The organism is Cellulomonas sp. PS-H5 (genome assembly GCF_019265565.1).
Taxonomy (GTDB): Bacteria; Actinomycetota; Actinomycetes; order Actinomycetales; family Cellulomonadaceae; genus Cellulomonas.
Genome location: NZ_JAHVCI010000038.1, coordinates 27,163 through 41,904, shown reverse-complemented (window position 1 = coordinate 41,904; position 14,742 = coordinate 27,163). Strand labels below are relative to the sequence as shown.

The 14,742-nt window shown below is 76.4% G+C and carries 16 protein-coding genes; 5 read left to right on the top strand and 11 right to left on the bottom strand.

Annotated features, from left to right (window positions below):
• The coding region (locus J5O08_RS14320) for an acetyl/propionyl/methylcrotonyl-CoA carboxylase subunit alpha (protein WP_218707557.1) at window positions 1-1,560 on the bottom strand (1,560 nt) is incomplete at its 3' end.
• 346 nt (window positions 1,561-1,906) lie between these two features.
• Window positions 1,907-2,617, bottom strand: coding sequence for a nucleoside triphosphate pyrophosphatase (locus J5O08_RS14315; protein WP_218707556.1), 711 nt, complete (start codon window positions 2,615-2,617; stop codon window positions 1,907-1,909).
• A 97-nt stretch (window positions 2,618-2,714) separates the two neighbouring features.
• Between J5O08_RS14315 and J5O08_RS14310 the strand changes: the two genes are divergently transcribed.
• The gene (locus J5O08_RS14310) at window positions 2,715-3,422 is read left to right on the top strand and encodes a vitamin K epoxide reductase family protein (protein ID WP_158372975.1); all 708 of its coding nucleotides are present in this window, start codon (window positions 2,715-2,717) and stop codon (window positions 3,420-3,422) included.
• Window positions 3,423-3,516: 94 nt separating this feature from the next.
• Here the strand turns inward: J5O08_RS14310 and J5O08_RS14305 are convergent, their stop codons facing one another.
• The 4 genes from J5O08_RS14305 to J5O08_RS14290 are packed head-to-tail and all read right to left on the bottom strand — an operon-like array spanning window position 3,517 to window position 7,726.
• A complete protein-coding gene (locus J5O08_RS14305) occupies window positions 3,517-5,235 on the bottom strand; it encodes a DUF885 domain-containing protein (RefSeq protein WP_218707555.1) in 1,719 nt (572 codons plus the stop codon).
• Between the two features lie 51 nt (window positions 5,236-5,286).
• Window positions 5,287-5,523, bottom strand: coding sequence for an acyl-CoA carboxylase epsilon subunit (locus J5O08_RS14300; RefSeq protein WP_218707554.1), 237 nt, complete (start codon window positions 5,521-5,523; stop codon window positions 5,287-5,289).
• On the bottom strand, window positions 5,520-6,104 hold the full coding sequence (locus J5O08_RS14295; RefSeq protein ID WP_308160921.1) for a hypothetical protein: 585 nt from the start codon (window positions 6,102-6,104) through the stop codon (window positions 5,520-5,522). The genes J5O08_RS14300 and J5O08_RS14295 overlap by 4 nt, the downstream gene beginning before the upstream one ends.
• The gene (locus J5O08_RS14290; protein ID WP_147795889.1) at window positions 6,101-7,726 is read right to left on the bottom strand and encodes an acyl-CoA carboxylase subunit beta; all 1,626 of its coding nucleotides are present in this window, start codon (window positions 7,724-7,726) and stop codon (window positions 6,101-6,103) included. The genes J5O08_RS14295 and J5O08_RS14290 overlap by 4 nt, the downstream gene beginning before the upstream one ends.
• A gap of 119 nt (window positions 7,727-7,845) precedes the next feature.
• Between J5O08_RS14290 and J5O08_RS14285 the strand changes: the two genes are divergently transcribed.
• The 4 genes from J5O08_RS14285 (at window position 7,846) to J5O08_RS14270 (ending at window position 11,641) form a co-directional block, all read left to right on the top strand.
• Window positions 7,846-8,736 (top strand): biotin--[acetyl-CoA-carboxylase] ligase, encoded by an 891-nt coding sequence (locus J5O08_RS14285; RefSeq protein WP_218707553.1) that lies wholly within the window; start codon window positions 7,846-7,848, stop codon window positions 8,734-8,736.
• The gene (locus J5O08_RS14280) at window positions 8,733-9,797 is read left to right on the top strand and encodes an adenylate/guanylate cyclase domain-containing protein (protein WP_218707552.1); all 1,065 of its coding nucleotides are present in this window, start codon (window positions 8,733-8,735) and stop codon (window positions 9,795-9,797) included. The genes J5O08_RS14285 and J5O08_RS14280 overlap by 4 nt, the downstream gene beginning before the upstream one ends.
• Window positions 9,794-10,240, top strand: coding sequence for a VOC family protein (locus J5O08_RS14275; RefSeq protein WP_308281630.1), 447 nt, complete (start codon window positions 9,794-9,796; stop codon window positions 10,238-10,240). Before J5O08_RS14280 ends, J5O08_RS14275 begins: the two co-directional genes overlap by 4 nt.
• Before the next feature lie 93 nt (window positions 10,241-10,333).
• Window positions 10,334-11,641, top strand: coding sequence for a multidrug effflux MFS transporter (locus tag J5O08_RS14270; protein WP_255589893.1), 1,308 nt, complete (start codon window positions 10,334-10,336; stop codon window positions 11,639-11,641).
• 116 nt (window positions 11,642-11,757) lie between these two features.
• Here J5O08_RS14270 and J5O08_RS14265 read toward each other — a convergent pair whose 3' ends face one another.
• The 5 genes from J5O08_RS14265 to J5O08_RS14245 form a co-directional block, all read right to left on the bottom strand.
• Window positions 11,758-13,038 (bottom strand): aminotransferase class I/II-fold pyridoxal phosphate-dependent enzyme, encoded by a 1,281-nt coding sequence (locus J5O08_RS14265; protein ID WP_255589892.1) that lies wholly within the window; start codon window positions 13,036-13,038, stop codon window positions 11,758-11,760.
• Window positions 13,039-13,120: 82 nt separating this feature from the next.
• The gene (locus J5O08_RS14260) at window positions 13,121-13,522 is read right to left on the bottom strand and encodes a PIN domain-containing protein (RefSeq protein ID WP_218707551.1); all 402 of its coding nucleotides are present in this window, start codon (window positions 13,520-13,522) and stop codon (window positions 13,121-13,123) included.
• Entirely contained in the window at window positions 13,507-13,764 is a 258-nt protein-coding gene (locus J5O08_RS14255; RefSeq protein WP_218707550.1) for a type II toxin-antitoxin system Phd/YefM family antitoxin, read from the bottom strand. Before J5O08_RS14255 ends, J5O08_RS14260 begins: the two co-directional genes overlap by 16 nt.
• Window positions 13,765-13,848: 84 nt before the next feature.
• Window positions 13,849-13,971, bottom strand: a complete 123-nt coding sequence (locus tag J5O08_RS14250) for a molybdopterin oxidoreductase (RefSeq protein ID WP_147795895.1) — start codon at window positions 13,969-13,971, stop codon at window positions 13,849-13,851.
• Between the two features lie 115 nt (window positions 13,972-14,086).
• Window positions 14,087-14,605, bottom strand: a complete 519-nt coding sequence (locus J5O08_RS14245) for a hypothetical protein (RefSeq protein ID WP_218707548.1) — start codon at window positions 14,603-14,605, stop codon at window positions 14,087-14,089.
• Window positions 14,606-14,742 lie beyond the last annotated feature (137 nt).

The window sequence follows — 14,742 nt, the reverse complement described above, 5'->3', positions numbered from 1 at the left end:
GGCGCGGCGGGGGGCCGAGCGGCGGGGGCCCGCGGCGGCGGCGCGGCCGCGACCGGCGCGCAGGGCGAGCGCGGCCGGGAGCACGACCTCGAGGCGCTTGCCGCCGACCTCGACGACCACGCGCTCGAGCTCGGTGGGCTCGCCGTCCTCGTCGGGCCCGCTGGCGGTGACGGCGGGCGTGCCCGTGAGCGTGGGCAGCCGGTCGGCGAACTCGGTCTCGATCCACCGGGTGTGCACCGCGAACGGCTGCTCCGGGTCGGTCGGGACGAAGGCCGGCTCGGCCATGACGGCGCGGTGGAACGGCACGACCGTCGGGATGCCGGCGATCTCCAGCTCGGCCAGGGCCCGGCGGGCGCGCTCGGCGGCCTGCTGCCGGGTCGCGCCGGTGACGACCAGCTTGGCGATCATCGAGTCGAAGGCGCCCGACACGGTGTCGCCCTCGACCACGCCGGAGTCGACCCGGACGCCCGGGCCCGCGGGGAACCGCAGCGTCGAGATCTTGCCGGGCGCCGGCAGGAACCCGGCGGCCGGGTCCTCGCCGTTCAGCCGGAACTCGAAGGAGTGGCCGCGGGTCTCCACTTCGGTGTAGCCGAGGGGCTCGCCGTCGGCGATGCGCAGCTGCTCGCGGACCAGGTCGATGCCGCTGATCTCCTCGGAGACCGGGTGCTCGACCTGCAGGCGGGTGTTCACCTCGAGGAACGAGATCGTCCCGTCGGCGGCGACGAGGAACTCGCAGGTGCCGGCGCCGACGTAGCCGGCCTCCTTGAGGATGGCGACCGAGGCGTCGACCAGCTGGGCGCGCTGCGCGTCGGAGAGGTACGGCGCGGGGGCCTCCTCGACGAGCTTCTGGTGCCGGCGCTGCAGCGAGCAGTCGCGGGTCGACACGACGACCACGGTGCCGTGCTCGTCGGCGAGGCACTGGGTCTCGACGTGCCGCGGCCGGTCCAGGTACCGCTCGACGAAGCACTCGCCGCGGCCGAACGCCGCGACGGCCTCGCGGACCGCGGAGTCGTACAGCTCGTCGATCTCCTCGGAGGTGCGGGCGACCTTGAGGCCGCGGCCGCCGCCGCCGAACGCCGCCTTGATGGCGACCGGCAGCCCGTGCTCGCGGACGAACGCGTGCACCTCCTCGGCGCCGGACACCGGGTCGGGGGTGCCCGCGACGAGCGGGGCGCCGGCGCGCTGCGCGATGTGCCGCGCGCTCACCTTGTCGCCGAGGTCGCGGATCGCGGCGGGCGGCGGGCCGACCCAGACCAGCCCGGCGTCCAGGACGGCCTGCGCGAACTCGGCGTTCTCCGAGAGGAACCCGTAGCCCGGGTGCACGGCGTCCGCGCCGGAGCGGCGGGCGACGTCGAGCAGCTTGGCGATGTCCAGGTACGTCTCGGCGGCGCGGGCGCCGTCCAGGGCGTAGGCCTCGTCGGCGACGCGCACGTGCAGCGCCTCGCGGTCGGGGTCCGCGTAGACGGCGACGGAGGCGAGGCCGGCGTCGCGGCAGGCGCGGGCGATGCGGACGGCGATCTCGCCGCGGTTGGCGACGAGGACCTTCGAGATGCGGGGCACGGCTCACCGTAACGCGGGGTGCCTCCGGCGTTCACGCCCGCGGCCGGTCGCGCCGCGAAGATCGCCGAACCGGCCAACGAGGTCCCCGCGCCGTTGGAGGGTTCCACAGCGGACGCGCGGCGCCGGGTGCGCGGCCCGGCGCGCCCTTGTCCGGCCCCGACAAACCCGCGAGGCCCGCCGACCGCCCGTGCGGGCGGCCCGCCCACCCCGCGGGCCGCCGCGCCGACCGGGTAGCCGACACGTCGAGCGAGCAGTCGCGGACTACCCCCTCGACGTGTCGGCTACCCGCTCGCGTCCGAGGCGGCGCGCGGCCCGCGCGGCCGGCGCGTGGTCAGCGGGCGGGGCGTCAGGACGGGAGGCGGGTCCAGAGGGTGTGCAGCGGGACGCCGCGCGCGGCCAGGAGCTCGCGCAGCAGCGGCAGGCTCAGGCCGACGACGCCGTGGTGGTCGCCCTCGACGCCCGTGATGTACGCGCCGCCGAGGCCGTCGATGGTGAACGCGCCCGCGACCCACAAGGGCTCGCCGGTGGCGACGTAGGCGTCGATCTCGGCGTCGGTGACGTCCGCGAAGTGCACGACGGTGGTCGACGTCGCGCCCGACTCGCGGCCCGCGCGCACGTCGTCGCCGTCCCTGCCCACGGCGCCGCCGTCCCCGCCGTCGCCCGCCCCGTCGCCGCCGTCCCCGCCGACGCCCGCACCGTCGCCGCCGGCCCGCCCGTCCACGAGCCAGTGCCCCGTGTGCAGCCGCCCGCTGCGCCCGCGCATCGCCCGCCACCGCGCGGCGGCGTCCGCGGCGTCGGCGGGCTTGCCGAGCACCTGCCCGTCGAGCTCGAGCATCGAGTCGCACCCCAGCACCAGCGACCCCGCGTGCCCCGGCGCGACGTCCCGGGCCTTGGCGCGGGCCAGCAGCAGCACCGCCTCGGCGGGCGGCACGTCGCCGGCCGCGGCCAGCACCGCGGGCTCGTCGACGGCCGACACCGCGACGGTCGGCTCGATCCCGGCCGCGCGCAGGGTCGCGAGCCGGGCGGGGGAGGCGGAGGCGAGCACGAGGGTCGTCACCCGGCGAGCGTACGGCCAGGTCGGGGACGTACGTCCCTCGGGCGGCACCGCCCGCGTGCCGATGATGTCCGGGGAACTCCCAGGAGGGGATGCGACGATGACGGGCGTGACCGAGGACAGCGCGCGGGCCACGCGCCCGAGCGGCGCAGCAGCCGACCCGACCGACCTGCTCGACCACGACCCCGTGGACGACGACCCCGACTCCCCGGCTCGCGCGGCCTGGCGCCGCCGGACCGCGATCGAGATGGCCGTCTCCGGCGTCATCGGGCTGTTCACGTCGTTCGTGCTGTCGATCGAGGCGTGGCACCTGGCGAAGGACCCGACCGCGGCCCTGTCCTGCGACCTCAGCTCGGTGATCTCGTGCAGCACCGTGGCGCTGTCCCCGCAGGCGGAGGTGCTCGGCTTCCCGAACGCGTTCCTCGGCATCGCGTTCGAGTCCGTGGTGATCGCGATCTCGATCGCGGGCATCGCCGGGGTGCGGTTCCCGCGCTGGTACATGCTCGGCACCCAGGCGCTCTACACGGTCGCGCTGGTGTTCGCGTGGTGGCTGTTCCTGCAGTCGTACTTCGTCATCAAGGCGCTGTGCCCCTGGTGCCTGCTCATCACCGTGACCACGACGCTGGTCTGGGCGGGCCTCACCCGGTGGAACGTCCGGGACGGCCACCTGCGGCTCCCCGGTCGCGCCGGCCCCTGGGCGCGCGGGTTCGTGGCCTCCGGCACGGACTGGTACGTGACGATCGCCGTGCTCGTGCTGTTCGTGGCCGCGATCCTGCTGAAGTACGGCCCGTCGCTCCTGGCGTCCTGAGCCGCGCGGCGTCGCGCGCGACGCGCCGCACACCCCGCACGTACGAGGGCCCCCGGACCGCGCAGGTCCGGGGGCCCTCGTCGTCCCGCACCGGTCAGGCCAGCGCGGTCCGCAGCACGTCGAGCGGCAGCGCGCCCATGCCGAGCGCGCGGGCGTGGAACGCCCGCAGGTCGAACGCCTCGCCGCGGGCCTGCGCGGAGTCGCGGGCGCCGTCCCGGATCTGCTCCCAGATCCGCTGGCCGATCTTGTACGAGGGCGCCTGGCCGGGCCAGCCCAGGTAGCGGTTGAGCTCGAACCGGATGAACTGCTCCGGCATGTTGACGTTGGCGCGGAGGAACTCCCACGCCTTGTCGGCGTCCCAGGAGCCGCCGCCCCAGCGCTCGGGCGCCTCGAGGCCCAGGTGCACGCCGAGGTCCAGCACGACGCGGGCGGCGCGCATCCGCTGCCCGTCGAGCATGCCGAGCCGGTCGCCCGGGTCGTCCAGGTGGCCGAGGTCGGCCATGAGCCGCTCGGCGTACAGCGCCCAGCCCTCGCCGTGGCCCGACACCCAGCACGCCAGCCGGCGCCAGGAGTTGAGCTGCGCGCGGTTGTAGACGGCCTGGCCGACCTGCAGGTGGTGGCCCGGGACGCCCTCGTGGAAGACGGTGGTCTTCTCGCGCCAGGTGTTGAACGTGGTGACCTCCGGCGGCACCGACCACCACATCCGGCCGGGCCGGCTGAAGTCGTCGGACGGGCCGGTGTAGTAGATCCCGCCGTTCTGGGTCGGGGCGATCCGGCACTCCAGGGTGCGGATGGCGTCCGGGATCGTGAAGTGCACGCCGTCGAGCGCGGCGACCGCGGCGTCGGAGGTCTCCTGCATCCAGCGCTGCAGCGCGTCGGTGCCCTCGAGCCGGCGCGACGGGTCGGCGTCGAGCGCGGCCACGGCCTGCTCGACGGTGGCGCCGGGGCCGGCGATCTCGGCGGCGACGGCCTCCTGCTCGGCGACGACCCGCGCGAGCTCCTCGAGCCCCCACTGGTAGGTCTCGTCCAGGTCGACGGTCGCGCCCAGGAAGTACCGGGACCACAGCGCGTAGCGCTCGCGGCCGGCGGCGTCCTCGGCGGGCGCCTGCGGGGCGAGCTCGTCGCGCAGGAACGTCACCAGGTCGGCGTAGGTCTGCCGGGCCGCCTCGGCCCCGCGCTCCAGGTCGGCGCGCAGCGCGTCGCCCCCGGCCTCGATCGCGGCCGCGGCCTCCGGGCCCTGGACGAAGGAGGTGAAGAACGAGGACGACGGGTCGGCCAGGTCCTCCGCCTGCGCGATCGCCTCGCGCACCTGCCGGATCGCGGGGACCTGCCCGCGCGACGCGGCCAGGCGCAGCGACTCGACGTAGCCCGCGCCCGCGCGCGGCAGCCCCGCGAGCCGCTGGGCGGTCGTCGCCCAGGCCTCGGGGCCGTCGGTCGCCATGATGTCGAAGACGTCCCGCATGCCCTGGACGGGCGAGGCGATGACGTTGAGGTCGGCGAGCCACTCGCCGGCGTCGTGCAGCTCCAGGTCCAGGCCGAGGCGCTCGCGCATCGCGGCGAGCGTGATCGCGTCCACCTCGTCCGCGGGGGCGAGGCCGTCCAGCTGCGCGAGCGTGGCGCGGGCCGCGTCGGCGCGCGCGTCGTGCCCGGCGGGGGACAGGTCGGTGACCTCGTGGTCGTGGCCCGGGACGCCCAGCGCGGTCGCGCCGAACGGGTCGAGGGCGGCGGTCGTGGCGACGTAGGCGTCGGCGACGGCGTCGATCGGGGTCGCGGGGCGCTGCGGCGCCCCGGTGGTGTCGGGTGCAGTGCTCACCCGGTCGACCCTACCCGCGCCGCGCCGGGGCGCCCGGGCTTTTCCGGCGCGTCAGCGCAGGCTGCGCCGCCAGGCGTCCGGCCCGGTGCGCCACGCCCCGCGCGCGCCGGGCAGCGTGCGGGCGCGGTCCGCCCAGCCCGCGCGCGGCAGCGCCTCCTCGACCCCGTCGTCGTCACCGGGCACCGACGCGGCGACCAGCCCCGCGACGAGGGCGGCGAGCTCGACGTCGTCCGGCGTGCCGCGGACGACCTGGACGTGCGGGAGCGCCGCGGCGTCGCCCGCGCTCACGCCTCGTCCCCGCCGTCCTCGTCGTCGTCGAACGTGACGGGCGCCCCGCGGGACGCCCCCCAGCCCTCGACGGTGAAGCCGCTGTCCAGCAGGCGCTCGACGATCTCGGCGCCCCCGTTGTCGACGATGCCGAGCACGGCGTCGATCGACTGGTCGTGCGGGGCGGCCGGGACGCTGACGACGAAACCGAGGTGGAACTCGTCGGTGTCCTCGTCGGCGGCGGGCGCCTCGGACGGCGCGGCGTCGTCCTCCCAGGTCATGCCGGTGAGCTCGGAGTGCATGCCGAGGCTCTCGTGCAGCAGGTCGTACAGCCGGGCGTTCAGCGCGGAGACGCGGGACTCGAGCGCGAGCACCCGCGGGTCCTCGTCGGCCTCGGAAGCGCCGAACTCGGCGCGCACGCCGGCGGCGGTGTCCACGTACTCGTGCAGCGCCGCGGCGAGCTCGTCCACCACGCCGTGCATGGCGCCGGTGTCGACGCCGGGCAGGGGCTCGGGGCCGTGGGCGCCGCCGGCGTGGTCGTGGGCGCCGTGGTCGTGACCCCCGTGGTCGTCGGGGCCGGGCAGCAGCGGGTCGCCGGTCACAGCGGGATGTTCCCGTGCTTCTTGGGCGGCAGCGCGGCGCGCTTGGTCCGCAGCACGCGCAGCGCGCGCACGATCTGCGACCGGGTCTCGGCGGGCGCGATGACCGCGTCCACGTAGCCGCGGTCCGCGGCGTCCCACGGGTTCACGATGGCCTCCTCGTACTCGCGGGTGAGCCGGGCGCGCTCGGCCTCGACGTCCCCGCCGGCCTCGGCCACCTGCTTGAGCGCCCCGCGCTGCAGGATGTTCACCGCACCGCCGGCGCCCATGACCGCGATCTGCGCCGTGGGCCACGCCAGGTTCACGTCGGCGCCGAGCTGCTTCGACCCCATGACGATGTAGGCGCCACCGTACGCCTTGCGGGTGATGACGGTGACGAGCGGGACGGTCGCCTCCGCGTACGCGTAGATGAGCTTCGCGCCGCGGCGGATGATGCCGTTCCACTCCTGGTCGGTGCCGGGCAGGAAGCCCGGGACGTCGACGAACGTCAGCACCGGGATGCTGAACGCGTCGCAGGTCCGGACGAACCGGGCCGCCTTCTCCGCCGCGTCGATGTCGAGCGTGCCGGCCATCGTGAGCGGCTGGTTGGCGACGATCCCGACCGCGTGCCCCTCGACCCGGCCGAAGCCGACCAGCACGTTCCGCGCGAACAGCGGCTGCACCTCGAGCAGGTCGCCGTCGTCCAGCACGTGCTCGACGACGGTGCGCATGTCGTACGGCTGGTTGTCCGAGTCCGGGACGAGCGTGTCGAGCTCGAGGTCCTCGTCGGTGACCTCCAGCTCGGCCTCCTGCGGGTAGGCCGGCGGGTCGGTGAGGTTGTTCTGCGGGAGGTACGACAGCAGCGAGCGCACGTAGTCGAGCGCGTCGTCCTCGTCCGAGGCCAGGTAGTGCGCGACGCCCGACCGGGTGTTGTGCGTGGTCGCGCCGCCGAGCTCCTCGAAGCCGACGTCCTCGCCCGTGACCGCGCGGATCACGTCCGGGCCGGTGATGAACATGTTCGACGTGCCGTCGGCCATGACGATGAAGTCGGTGAGCGCGGGGGAGTACACCGCGCCGCCGGCCGAGGGGCCGAGGATGAGGCTGATCTGCGGGATCACGCCGGACGCGGCGACGTTGCGCCGGAAGATCTCCGCGAACTGGGTGAGGCCCGCGACGCCCTCCTGGATGCGCGCGCCGCCGCCGTCGCTGATGCCGACGAGCGGCATGCCGGTCCGCAGCGCGAGGTCCATCACCTTGGTGATCTTCTGGCCGTGCACCTCGCCGAGGCTGCCGCCGAACACCGTGAAGTCCTGGGAGTAGACCGCGATCGGCCGGCCGTCGACCGTGCCGTGCCCGACGACGACGCCGTCGCCCGGGACGCGCTTCTTGTCGAGGCCGAAGTTGGTCGAGCGGTGCCGGACGAACGCGTCGAGCTCGGTGAAGGAGCCCGGGTCGAGCAGGGCCTCGATGCGCTCGCGGGCGGTGCGCTTGCCGCGGGCGTGCTGCTTCTCGGCCGCGGTCTGCTCGGGCTCCGCGACGGCGCGGCGGTGCCGGTCCGCGAGGTCGGCCACCTTGGCGGCGGTGCCGGCGGGCCGGGGGGCGGCGGGCGTGGCGGCGGTCTGGTCCGCCGGGAGCTGGTCGGTCACCCGCACGAGGCTAGTGGCCGGACGGCGCGGCACACCTGGGCGACGGGCACGGACTCCCGCGCGCCGGGTCGTGCGAATGCCACAACGCCCCCGCGAGCGCGCCGGGCGAGGATGGACCCGTGGACGAGACGAACCCGGACGGACCGGCCCGCGCGCCGCTGCGCGTCGCCGAGGTGCGCGCCGCGCTGCTGCACCCCGCCGGGCCGCTCCGCCGGTGCGAGGTGCTGCCCGCGGCGGGCTCGACCAGCACCGAGCTGCTCGCGCGGGTCGCCGCGGACCCCGCCTGGGCGGACGGGGGGCTGCTCGTCGCCGAGCACCAGCAGGCCGGCCGGGGGCGGGCCGACCACGCGTGGACGACCCCGCCGGGCGCCGCGCTCACGCTGTCGCTCGCGGTGCGCCCGGGCGTGCCGCGCGACCGGTGGGGCTGGCTGCCGCTGCTGACGGGGCTGGCGGTGGCGCGCGCCGTGCGGGCGACCACGGGGCTCGTGGCCGGGGTGAAGTGGCCGAACGACGTGCTGCTGCCGGCCGCGGACGGGGTCGACCTGCCCGGCTGGGGGACGCACCGCAAGGCCGTCGGCGTGCTCGCCGAGGTGGCCCCGGCGGGTGACGCCGTGGTGCTCGGCATCGGGATCAACGTCGACCAGGTGCCGGAGGAGCTGCCGGTGCCGAGCGCGACGTCGCTGCGGGTCGCGGGAGCACCGGGCGTCGACCGGACCGCGCTGCTGCTCGCCGTGGTCGGCGAGGTCGTCGCGGTGCTCGAGCGCTGGCAGGACCGCGGCGGCGACGTCGCGGCGGCGGGCCTGGACGCGGACGTGGCGGCCGCGTGCCTCACGCTGGGGCGGACGGTCCGCGCCACGCTGCCGGACGGCTCGGAGCTCCGCGGGACGGCCGAGCGGATCGACCGGGACGGGGCCCTGGTGGTCCGGGACCTCGGCGGGACCGAGCGGGTGCTGCTCGCCGGTGACGTGCGTCACGTGCGCCCGGTCGGTGAACTAGGGTCGCAGTCGTGACGGACGAGGTGCAGGACGGGGTGCGGGCGGCCGCGCTGGACGCGGCGCTGCTCGGCGGCCCGCGGACGCTGTCCCTGCGGGACCTCGCCGCGCGCTCGGGCCTCGACCTGGAGCTGGTGCGGCTGTACTGGCGGACGCTCGGGCTGCCGCACCCGGACGCCGACGACGTCGCGTTCACCGGCCGGGACGCCGAGGCGGTCGAGCGCGTCGCGGCGCTGCTCCGCGACGACCACGTCGGCAGCCGCACGATGATCTCGCTGACCCGGGCGCTCGGGCACACCAGCGACCGGCTTGCGCTCTGGCAGGTCGAGGCCCTGGTCGAGGACATGGCGACTCGCCGCGACCTCGACGACCCGGCCGCCCGGCGCGCCGTCCTCGAGGAGCTGCCGCGGCTCGCGCCCGTCCTGGAGGCGCAGCTGCTGCACTCCTACCGCCGGCACCTGGCGTCGATCGCGGCGCGGTACGCCGTCGAGTTCGCCGCGGACGGCGAGACGGGGGCGGCGGAGGCCGACCCCGCCGCGCTGCCGCTCGCGCGGGCCGTCGGGTTCGCCGACATGGTGTCGTTCACCCGCCGCACCGCCGGCCTGGGCTCCACCGACCTGTCCGACTTCGTGCAGCGGTTCGAGACCGCGGCGCGGGACGTGGTCACCCAGTGCGGCGGCCGCGTGGTCAAGACCATCGGGGACGCGGTGCTGTTCGTGGCCGACGACGTGCGGACCGGGGCGAAGGTGGCCCTGGAGCTCGCACGGGTGCTCGGCGGGGACCTGGACGTCGAGCGGGAGCGCGGCGCCGGGGGTCTGGCGGAGGGCGCCCGGGGCGTCACGCCCGTGCGCGTCGGGGTCGTGTGGGGCCGGGTGCTCTCCCGGTTCGGCGACGTGTTCGGGCCGTCTGTCAACGTGGCGGCGCGGCTCACCGACATCGCCGACCCGAGCACGGTGCTGACCGACCCGGCGACCGCGCGGCTGCTGCTGGACGCGCCCGGGATGCTGCTGGAGCCGTTGCCCGAGCGCGAGCTCGAGGGGATCGGGGCGCTGGCGCCGGTCCGGATCCGGACGGCGTGACGGTGGCGGGGCCGGAGGCCGGGGGCGCGGACGGCGGGCGTCCCGTGCGCCAGCTCCGGCTCGTCGTCGAGGCCGAGGACTACGACGCGGCGCTGGCGTTCTACCGCGACGTGCTCGGGCTCGAGCAGCTCGAGGCCTACGAGGGTGGCGACGGTGCGCACGTCGCGATCCTCGACGCCGGCCGCGCGACGCTCGAGATCGCGAACCCCGCGCAGAAGCGGCTGATCGACGACGTCGAGGTCGGCCGCCAGGTCGCCCGGCACGTGCGGGTCGCCTTCGAGGTGGCCGACACCCGGGCGACGACCGCCCGGCTGGTCGACGAGGGCGGCGCCGAGCTGGTCGCGCCGCCGACCGAGACGCCGTGGCGCTCGCTCAACGCGCGCCTCGAGGGCGCGGCGGGCCTGCAGCTGACGGTGTTCCAGGAGCTGGGCCCGGAGGACTGACCCGCCGGGTGCACGGGCCCGTGCGACGGTGACCTGCACGGGGATCGAATCGATTCGCCCCGGGCCGTGGCGCGTGCGACGATGCAGCACGAGATGAGCACCGGCGAACCCGTCCCGACCCCCGCCCGACCCTCGACGACCGCGGCGGCGCCGGCGGCCGCCCCGGCCTCCGCGCCCGCGTTCCGGCCCAGCGCCAAGTACGTCCTGCTGCTGGGCGTGATGACCGCGCTGCCCGCTATCACCACCGACATCTACCTGCCGTCGCTGCCCGACGTGGCGCGCGACCTGGACACCAGCGCGGCCGCCGCCCAGCTGACGATGACGATGATGCTGGTCGGCGGCGCCGCCGGGCAGCTGGTCATCGGCCCGCTGTCCGACCGGTTCGGCCGCCGGCTGCCCGTGCTGATCGGCGTCGCGCTGCACGTCGTCACGTCCCTGCTGTGCGCGATCGCGCCGGCGATCATCCCGCTCATCGGGCTGCGCATGGTGCAGGGGTTCTTCAACGCGTCGGCGTCGGTGGTCGCGATGGCGGTGATCCGGGACCGGTTCGTCGGCCCGGACGCGTCGCGGCTGCTGTCCCGCCTGATGCTGGTCATCGGCGTGGCCCCGCTGTTCGCCCCGAGCGTCGGCGGGCTGATCGCCGGCCAGTGGGGCTGGCGCGCGGTGTTCGTGGCGCTCGCGATCTACGGCGCGGGGCTCTGGGTGGTCGTGCTGCTCCGGCTGCCCGAGACCCTGCCCCGCGAGCGGCGGCTGTCGTCCGCCCGCGGCGTGTGGAGCGGGTACCGGGTGCTGCTCCGGGACCGGCACTTCGTCGCGCTGGCGCTGCTGCCCGGCCTCGGGCTGGCGGTGCTGATGAGCTACGTCGTCGGGTCCCCGTTCGTGCTCCGCGAGGGGTTCGGCCTGACCGCCGGGCAGTTCGCGCTGGTGTTCGCGATCAACGGCATCGGCCTGGTCGGCGGCGCGCAGGTGAACGCCGCGCTGGTCCGCCGGTACGCGCCCATCCAGATCATCCGAGTCGCGCTGCCGGCGTCGTTCGTCCTGGTGCTGACGCTGCTGGTCCTCGCGCTGACCGGGGCGGGCGGGCTGCCCGCGCTGCTCGTCGTGCTGTTCCTGACCATGTCGCTGGTCAACTTCACGCCGCCGAACGCCTCGGCGATCGCGCTGTCGCGGCACGGCGAGCGCGCCGGCACCGCGGCGGCGTTCATCGGCGCGCTGCAGGCCGGCGTGTCGGGCGTCGTCGCGCCGCTGGTCGGCGTGCTCGGCGAGTCGGCCTGGGCGATGGCGACCGTCATGCTCGCGGGCGCGGGCGGCGCGCTGCTGGTCCTCGCGCTGGCGACGCCGGCCTACCGCCGCGGCGGCTGGACCGAGGGCGGCCTGGGCTCGGCGGTCGACACCCGCTGAGCGCCGGCGGGCCGGGCTCTTCCGTCCCCGGACCCCACCCGATCCTCGCGCCGCACCCCGATCGATCGGGTGGTCCCGCGAGAATCGGGAGGGGATCGAGCCGCGCGCCGCCCGGGTCAGCCCGCCAGGGCCGCCAGGCGCTCCGCCGCCTCGCGCAGCACCGCCTCCTGCTTGACGTAGGTGAACCGCACCGCCGTGCGGAGCGCACGGTCGGCGGCCGAGCCGTCGTGCGTGAACGCCCCGACCGGCACGCCCACCACGCCCACGAGCCCCGGCAGCGCCCGGCACAGGTCCGCGGCGTCGCGCAGGCCGTGCCGCGCCAGCGGGCCCGCGAGCAGCCGCGCGGCGTCCGCGACGACGAAGTACGTGCCCTGCGGGCGCACGACGTCGAACCCGGCGGCGGTCAGCCCGGCGCTCAGCAGGTCGCGGCGCCCGGCGAGCGAGGCGGCGAGCCCGCGCACGTAGCCGGCGTCGGGGGAGTCCGTCGTCTCCAGGTCCAGCGCGTGCGCGATCGCGGGCTGGAACGGCGCGCCCGACACGTAGGTGAGGAACTGCTTCACCGCGCGCACCGCGTCCACCAGCCCCGCCGGCCCGGTGACCCAGCCGATCTTCCAGCCGGTGAACGAGAACGTCTTGCCCGCCGACGAGATCGTGAGCGTCCGCTCCGCAGCCCCCGGCAGGGTGGCGAACGGGACGTGCGGGACGCCGTCGTAGGTGAGGTGCTCGTAGACCTCGTCCGTGACGACCACGCAGTCGTGCCGCTCGGCGACCTCCGCGACCACCGCGAGCTCCTCGCGGGTCAGCACCGCGCCGGTCGGGTTGTGCGGGGTGTTGAGCAGGATGACCCGGGTGCGGTCGGTGACCGCGGCGCGCAGCGCGTCGGCGTCCAGCCGGAACCCGTCCGGGGTCGCCGCGAGCGGGGCGGTGGTGTGCCGCGCACCGGCCAGCCCGATCACCGCGGCGTACGAGTCGTAGAACGGCTCGAGGGTCAGCACCTCGTCGCCCGGCTCGGTCAGCGCGAGCACCGCGGCCGCCAGCGCCTCGGTTGCGCCGGTGGTGATGAGCACCTCGGTGTCCGGGTCGGGGGCCAGGCCGTAGTGCCGCGCCTGGTGCTCGGCGACGGCGCGGCGCAGCTCCGGGACGCCGGGGCCGGGCGGGTACTGGTTCACCCCGGCGGCGATCGCCTCGGCGGCGACCCGCTTCACGGACTCCGGGCCGTCGACGTCCGGGAACCCCTGCCCGAGGTTCAGCGCGCCGGTCCGCGCGGCGAGCGCGGACATCTCGGCGAAGATGGTCGGCCGCGGCACGCCGTCCGCGCCGAGCAGCCCGGCGGCCCGGGCGGCGTCGCGCCAGCGGCCGGGCGTCATGGGGCGGGCGGGGGAGGGCGTGCCGGTCATCGCGGTCCTGTCGTGAGGGGACGCGAGGAGGGTAGTCCGGCCCGCGGTCCGGGCGCCCGGGTGCCCGCGGACCGGTCGCCCGTCACAGGGTGGCGGCGCGGACGCCAGGGAGCTCGGCGAAGCGCGCCCGCCGGTCGGGGGTCACGACGACCCGGCCGTGCTCGGCCGCCTGCGCCGCGATGATGAGGTCGTGCGCGCCGCGCGGTGCGCCGGTCCGGCGCACGTGGGCGAGGAGTCGTGCGTGCTCGACAGCGGTGCGCGCGGTGTAGTCGAGGACGGTGGTGGTCGCCGTGATCGCGGCGAGCACGCGGCGGCGACGCTCCGCGCGGTCCGCCGTGGCCGCCAGCTCGATCCCGACCCGGAACTCGGCGACCGTGACCGCCGCGATCGCCAGGTCGTCCTCGTCCGCGACGACCTGCGGTCCCGCGCGACCGCGCTCGAACGCGATGAGCGCCCCGGTGTCCAGGATCAGACGTCGCGCCACGGCACGGGGTCGTGGGTGAGCAGCCGGGTCGCCGTGCCGATGTCCGCCTCGAGGTGGTCGTCCAGCGGAGGTAGGCCGGCGAGCGCCCGACGCAGCGCGCCGGCCGTCGACGTGCTGCCCGCCGATCGGACCTCGGCCACCGCCCGGCCGGACCGCGTGATCGTGAACGTCTCGCCGTGCGCGACCGCGTCGAGCATCCCGGGCAGGTGGCGGGACGCGTGCGTGGCGGTGACGGTGCGCATGCGTCGAGCCTAGAGACGCGGGTACGGAGACGACAGAGGGAGTTCCCGACCTGTGACGACGGCCGCGCGTGCGTGCCGAGGGCGTCAGAGCACGCCGGACGCCGCCGCCAGGCCCGCGAGGACCAGCAGCACCAGCGACCCCCACGCGCACGCGACCCACCACGGCACGTGGTGCCGGGTCCGGGTGCGCGTGTGGTGCGTGGTCATGCCTGTGTGATCGGCACCACGCGCGCCGGCTCAAGCCGTCGGGGCCGACTCGCCCGGGTGACTTCCCGGTGGGGGTGTCACCCGGTCGCCACCCGGCCCCGGCAGGCGGCCGGTCTCAGCCCTGCTCGGTCTCCTGCACCTGCTGGGACAGCTGCTCGACCTGCTGCGCGAGCTTGTCGAGGGCGTCGGCCGTCGTGGCGTCGACCTGCGAGGACGCCGAGTCGAGCGCGCTGCGGGCCGAGTCGAGCGCGGAGCGCGCGGAGTCGAGCTGCTCCTGGGTCGCGGCGGTGCCGTCGGCCTGGGCCTGCTCGAGCGCCGCGGTGGCGTCGTCGATCGCGGTGGAGGACTGGTCGACCGCGCCCTGCGCGGCCTCGCGCGCGCTCGCGTCGAGGTCCTGGAGCCGCGCCCGGGCGTCGTCGACGGCGGACTGCGCGGACTCGACGCGCTCGCGGACCTGGTCGGCGAGGTCGCGCAGGTTGCCGGCGGCCTCGCTGGCCGAGTCGGCGACCGACTGCGCCTGGGACGCGATCTCCTCGGCCTGGGAGCAGGCGCCGAGCGCGAGCGCGGCGGCGAGCGCGAGCGGCAGGGCGGCCGCGGCGCGGCGGGCGGGACGTGCGGTGCGGCGGGTGGTCATCGGCGGGCCTCCTCGTCGGTGGACCGCCCAGTGTGCCAGCCGTACCTGGGAGCGGACGCAGAGGAACGCCCCGCCCGCGACGGGTGGTCGCGGGCGGGGCGCTCGGGCGAGCAGCGACCTGGGTCAGGTCGGAGGGA

What these genes read in the sequence shown, in the direction of transcription:
- J5O08_RS14245 (WP_218707548.1), bottom strand. Translation starts at nt 14,605, where the DNA reads ATGACCACCCGCCGCACCGCACGTCCCGCCCGCCGCGCCGCGGCCGCC.
- J5O08_RS14255 (WP_218707550.1), bottom strand. Translation starts at nt 13,764, where the DNA reads ATGCGCACCGTCACCGCCACGCACGCGTCCCGCCACCTGCCCGGGATG.
- J5O08_RS14310 (WP_158372975.1), top strand. Translation starts at nt 2,715, where the DNA reads ATGACGGGCGTGACCGAGGACAGCGCGCGGGCCACGCGCCCGAGCGGC.
- J5O08_RS14270 (WP_255589893.1), top strand. Translation starts at nt 10,334, where the DNA reads ATGAGCACCGGCGAACCCGTCCCGACCCCCGCCCGACCCTCGACGACC.
- J5O08_RS14265 (WP_255589892.1), bottom strand. Translation starts at nt 13,038, where the DNA reads ATGACCGGCACGCCCTCCCCCGCCCGCCCCATGACGCCCGGCCGCTGG.
- J5O08_RS14250 (WP_147795895.1), bottom strand. Translation starts at nt 13,971, where the DNA reads ATGACCACGCACCACACGCGCACCCGGACCCGGCACCACGTGCCGTGG.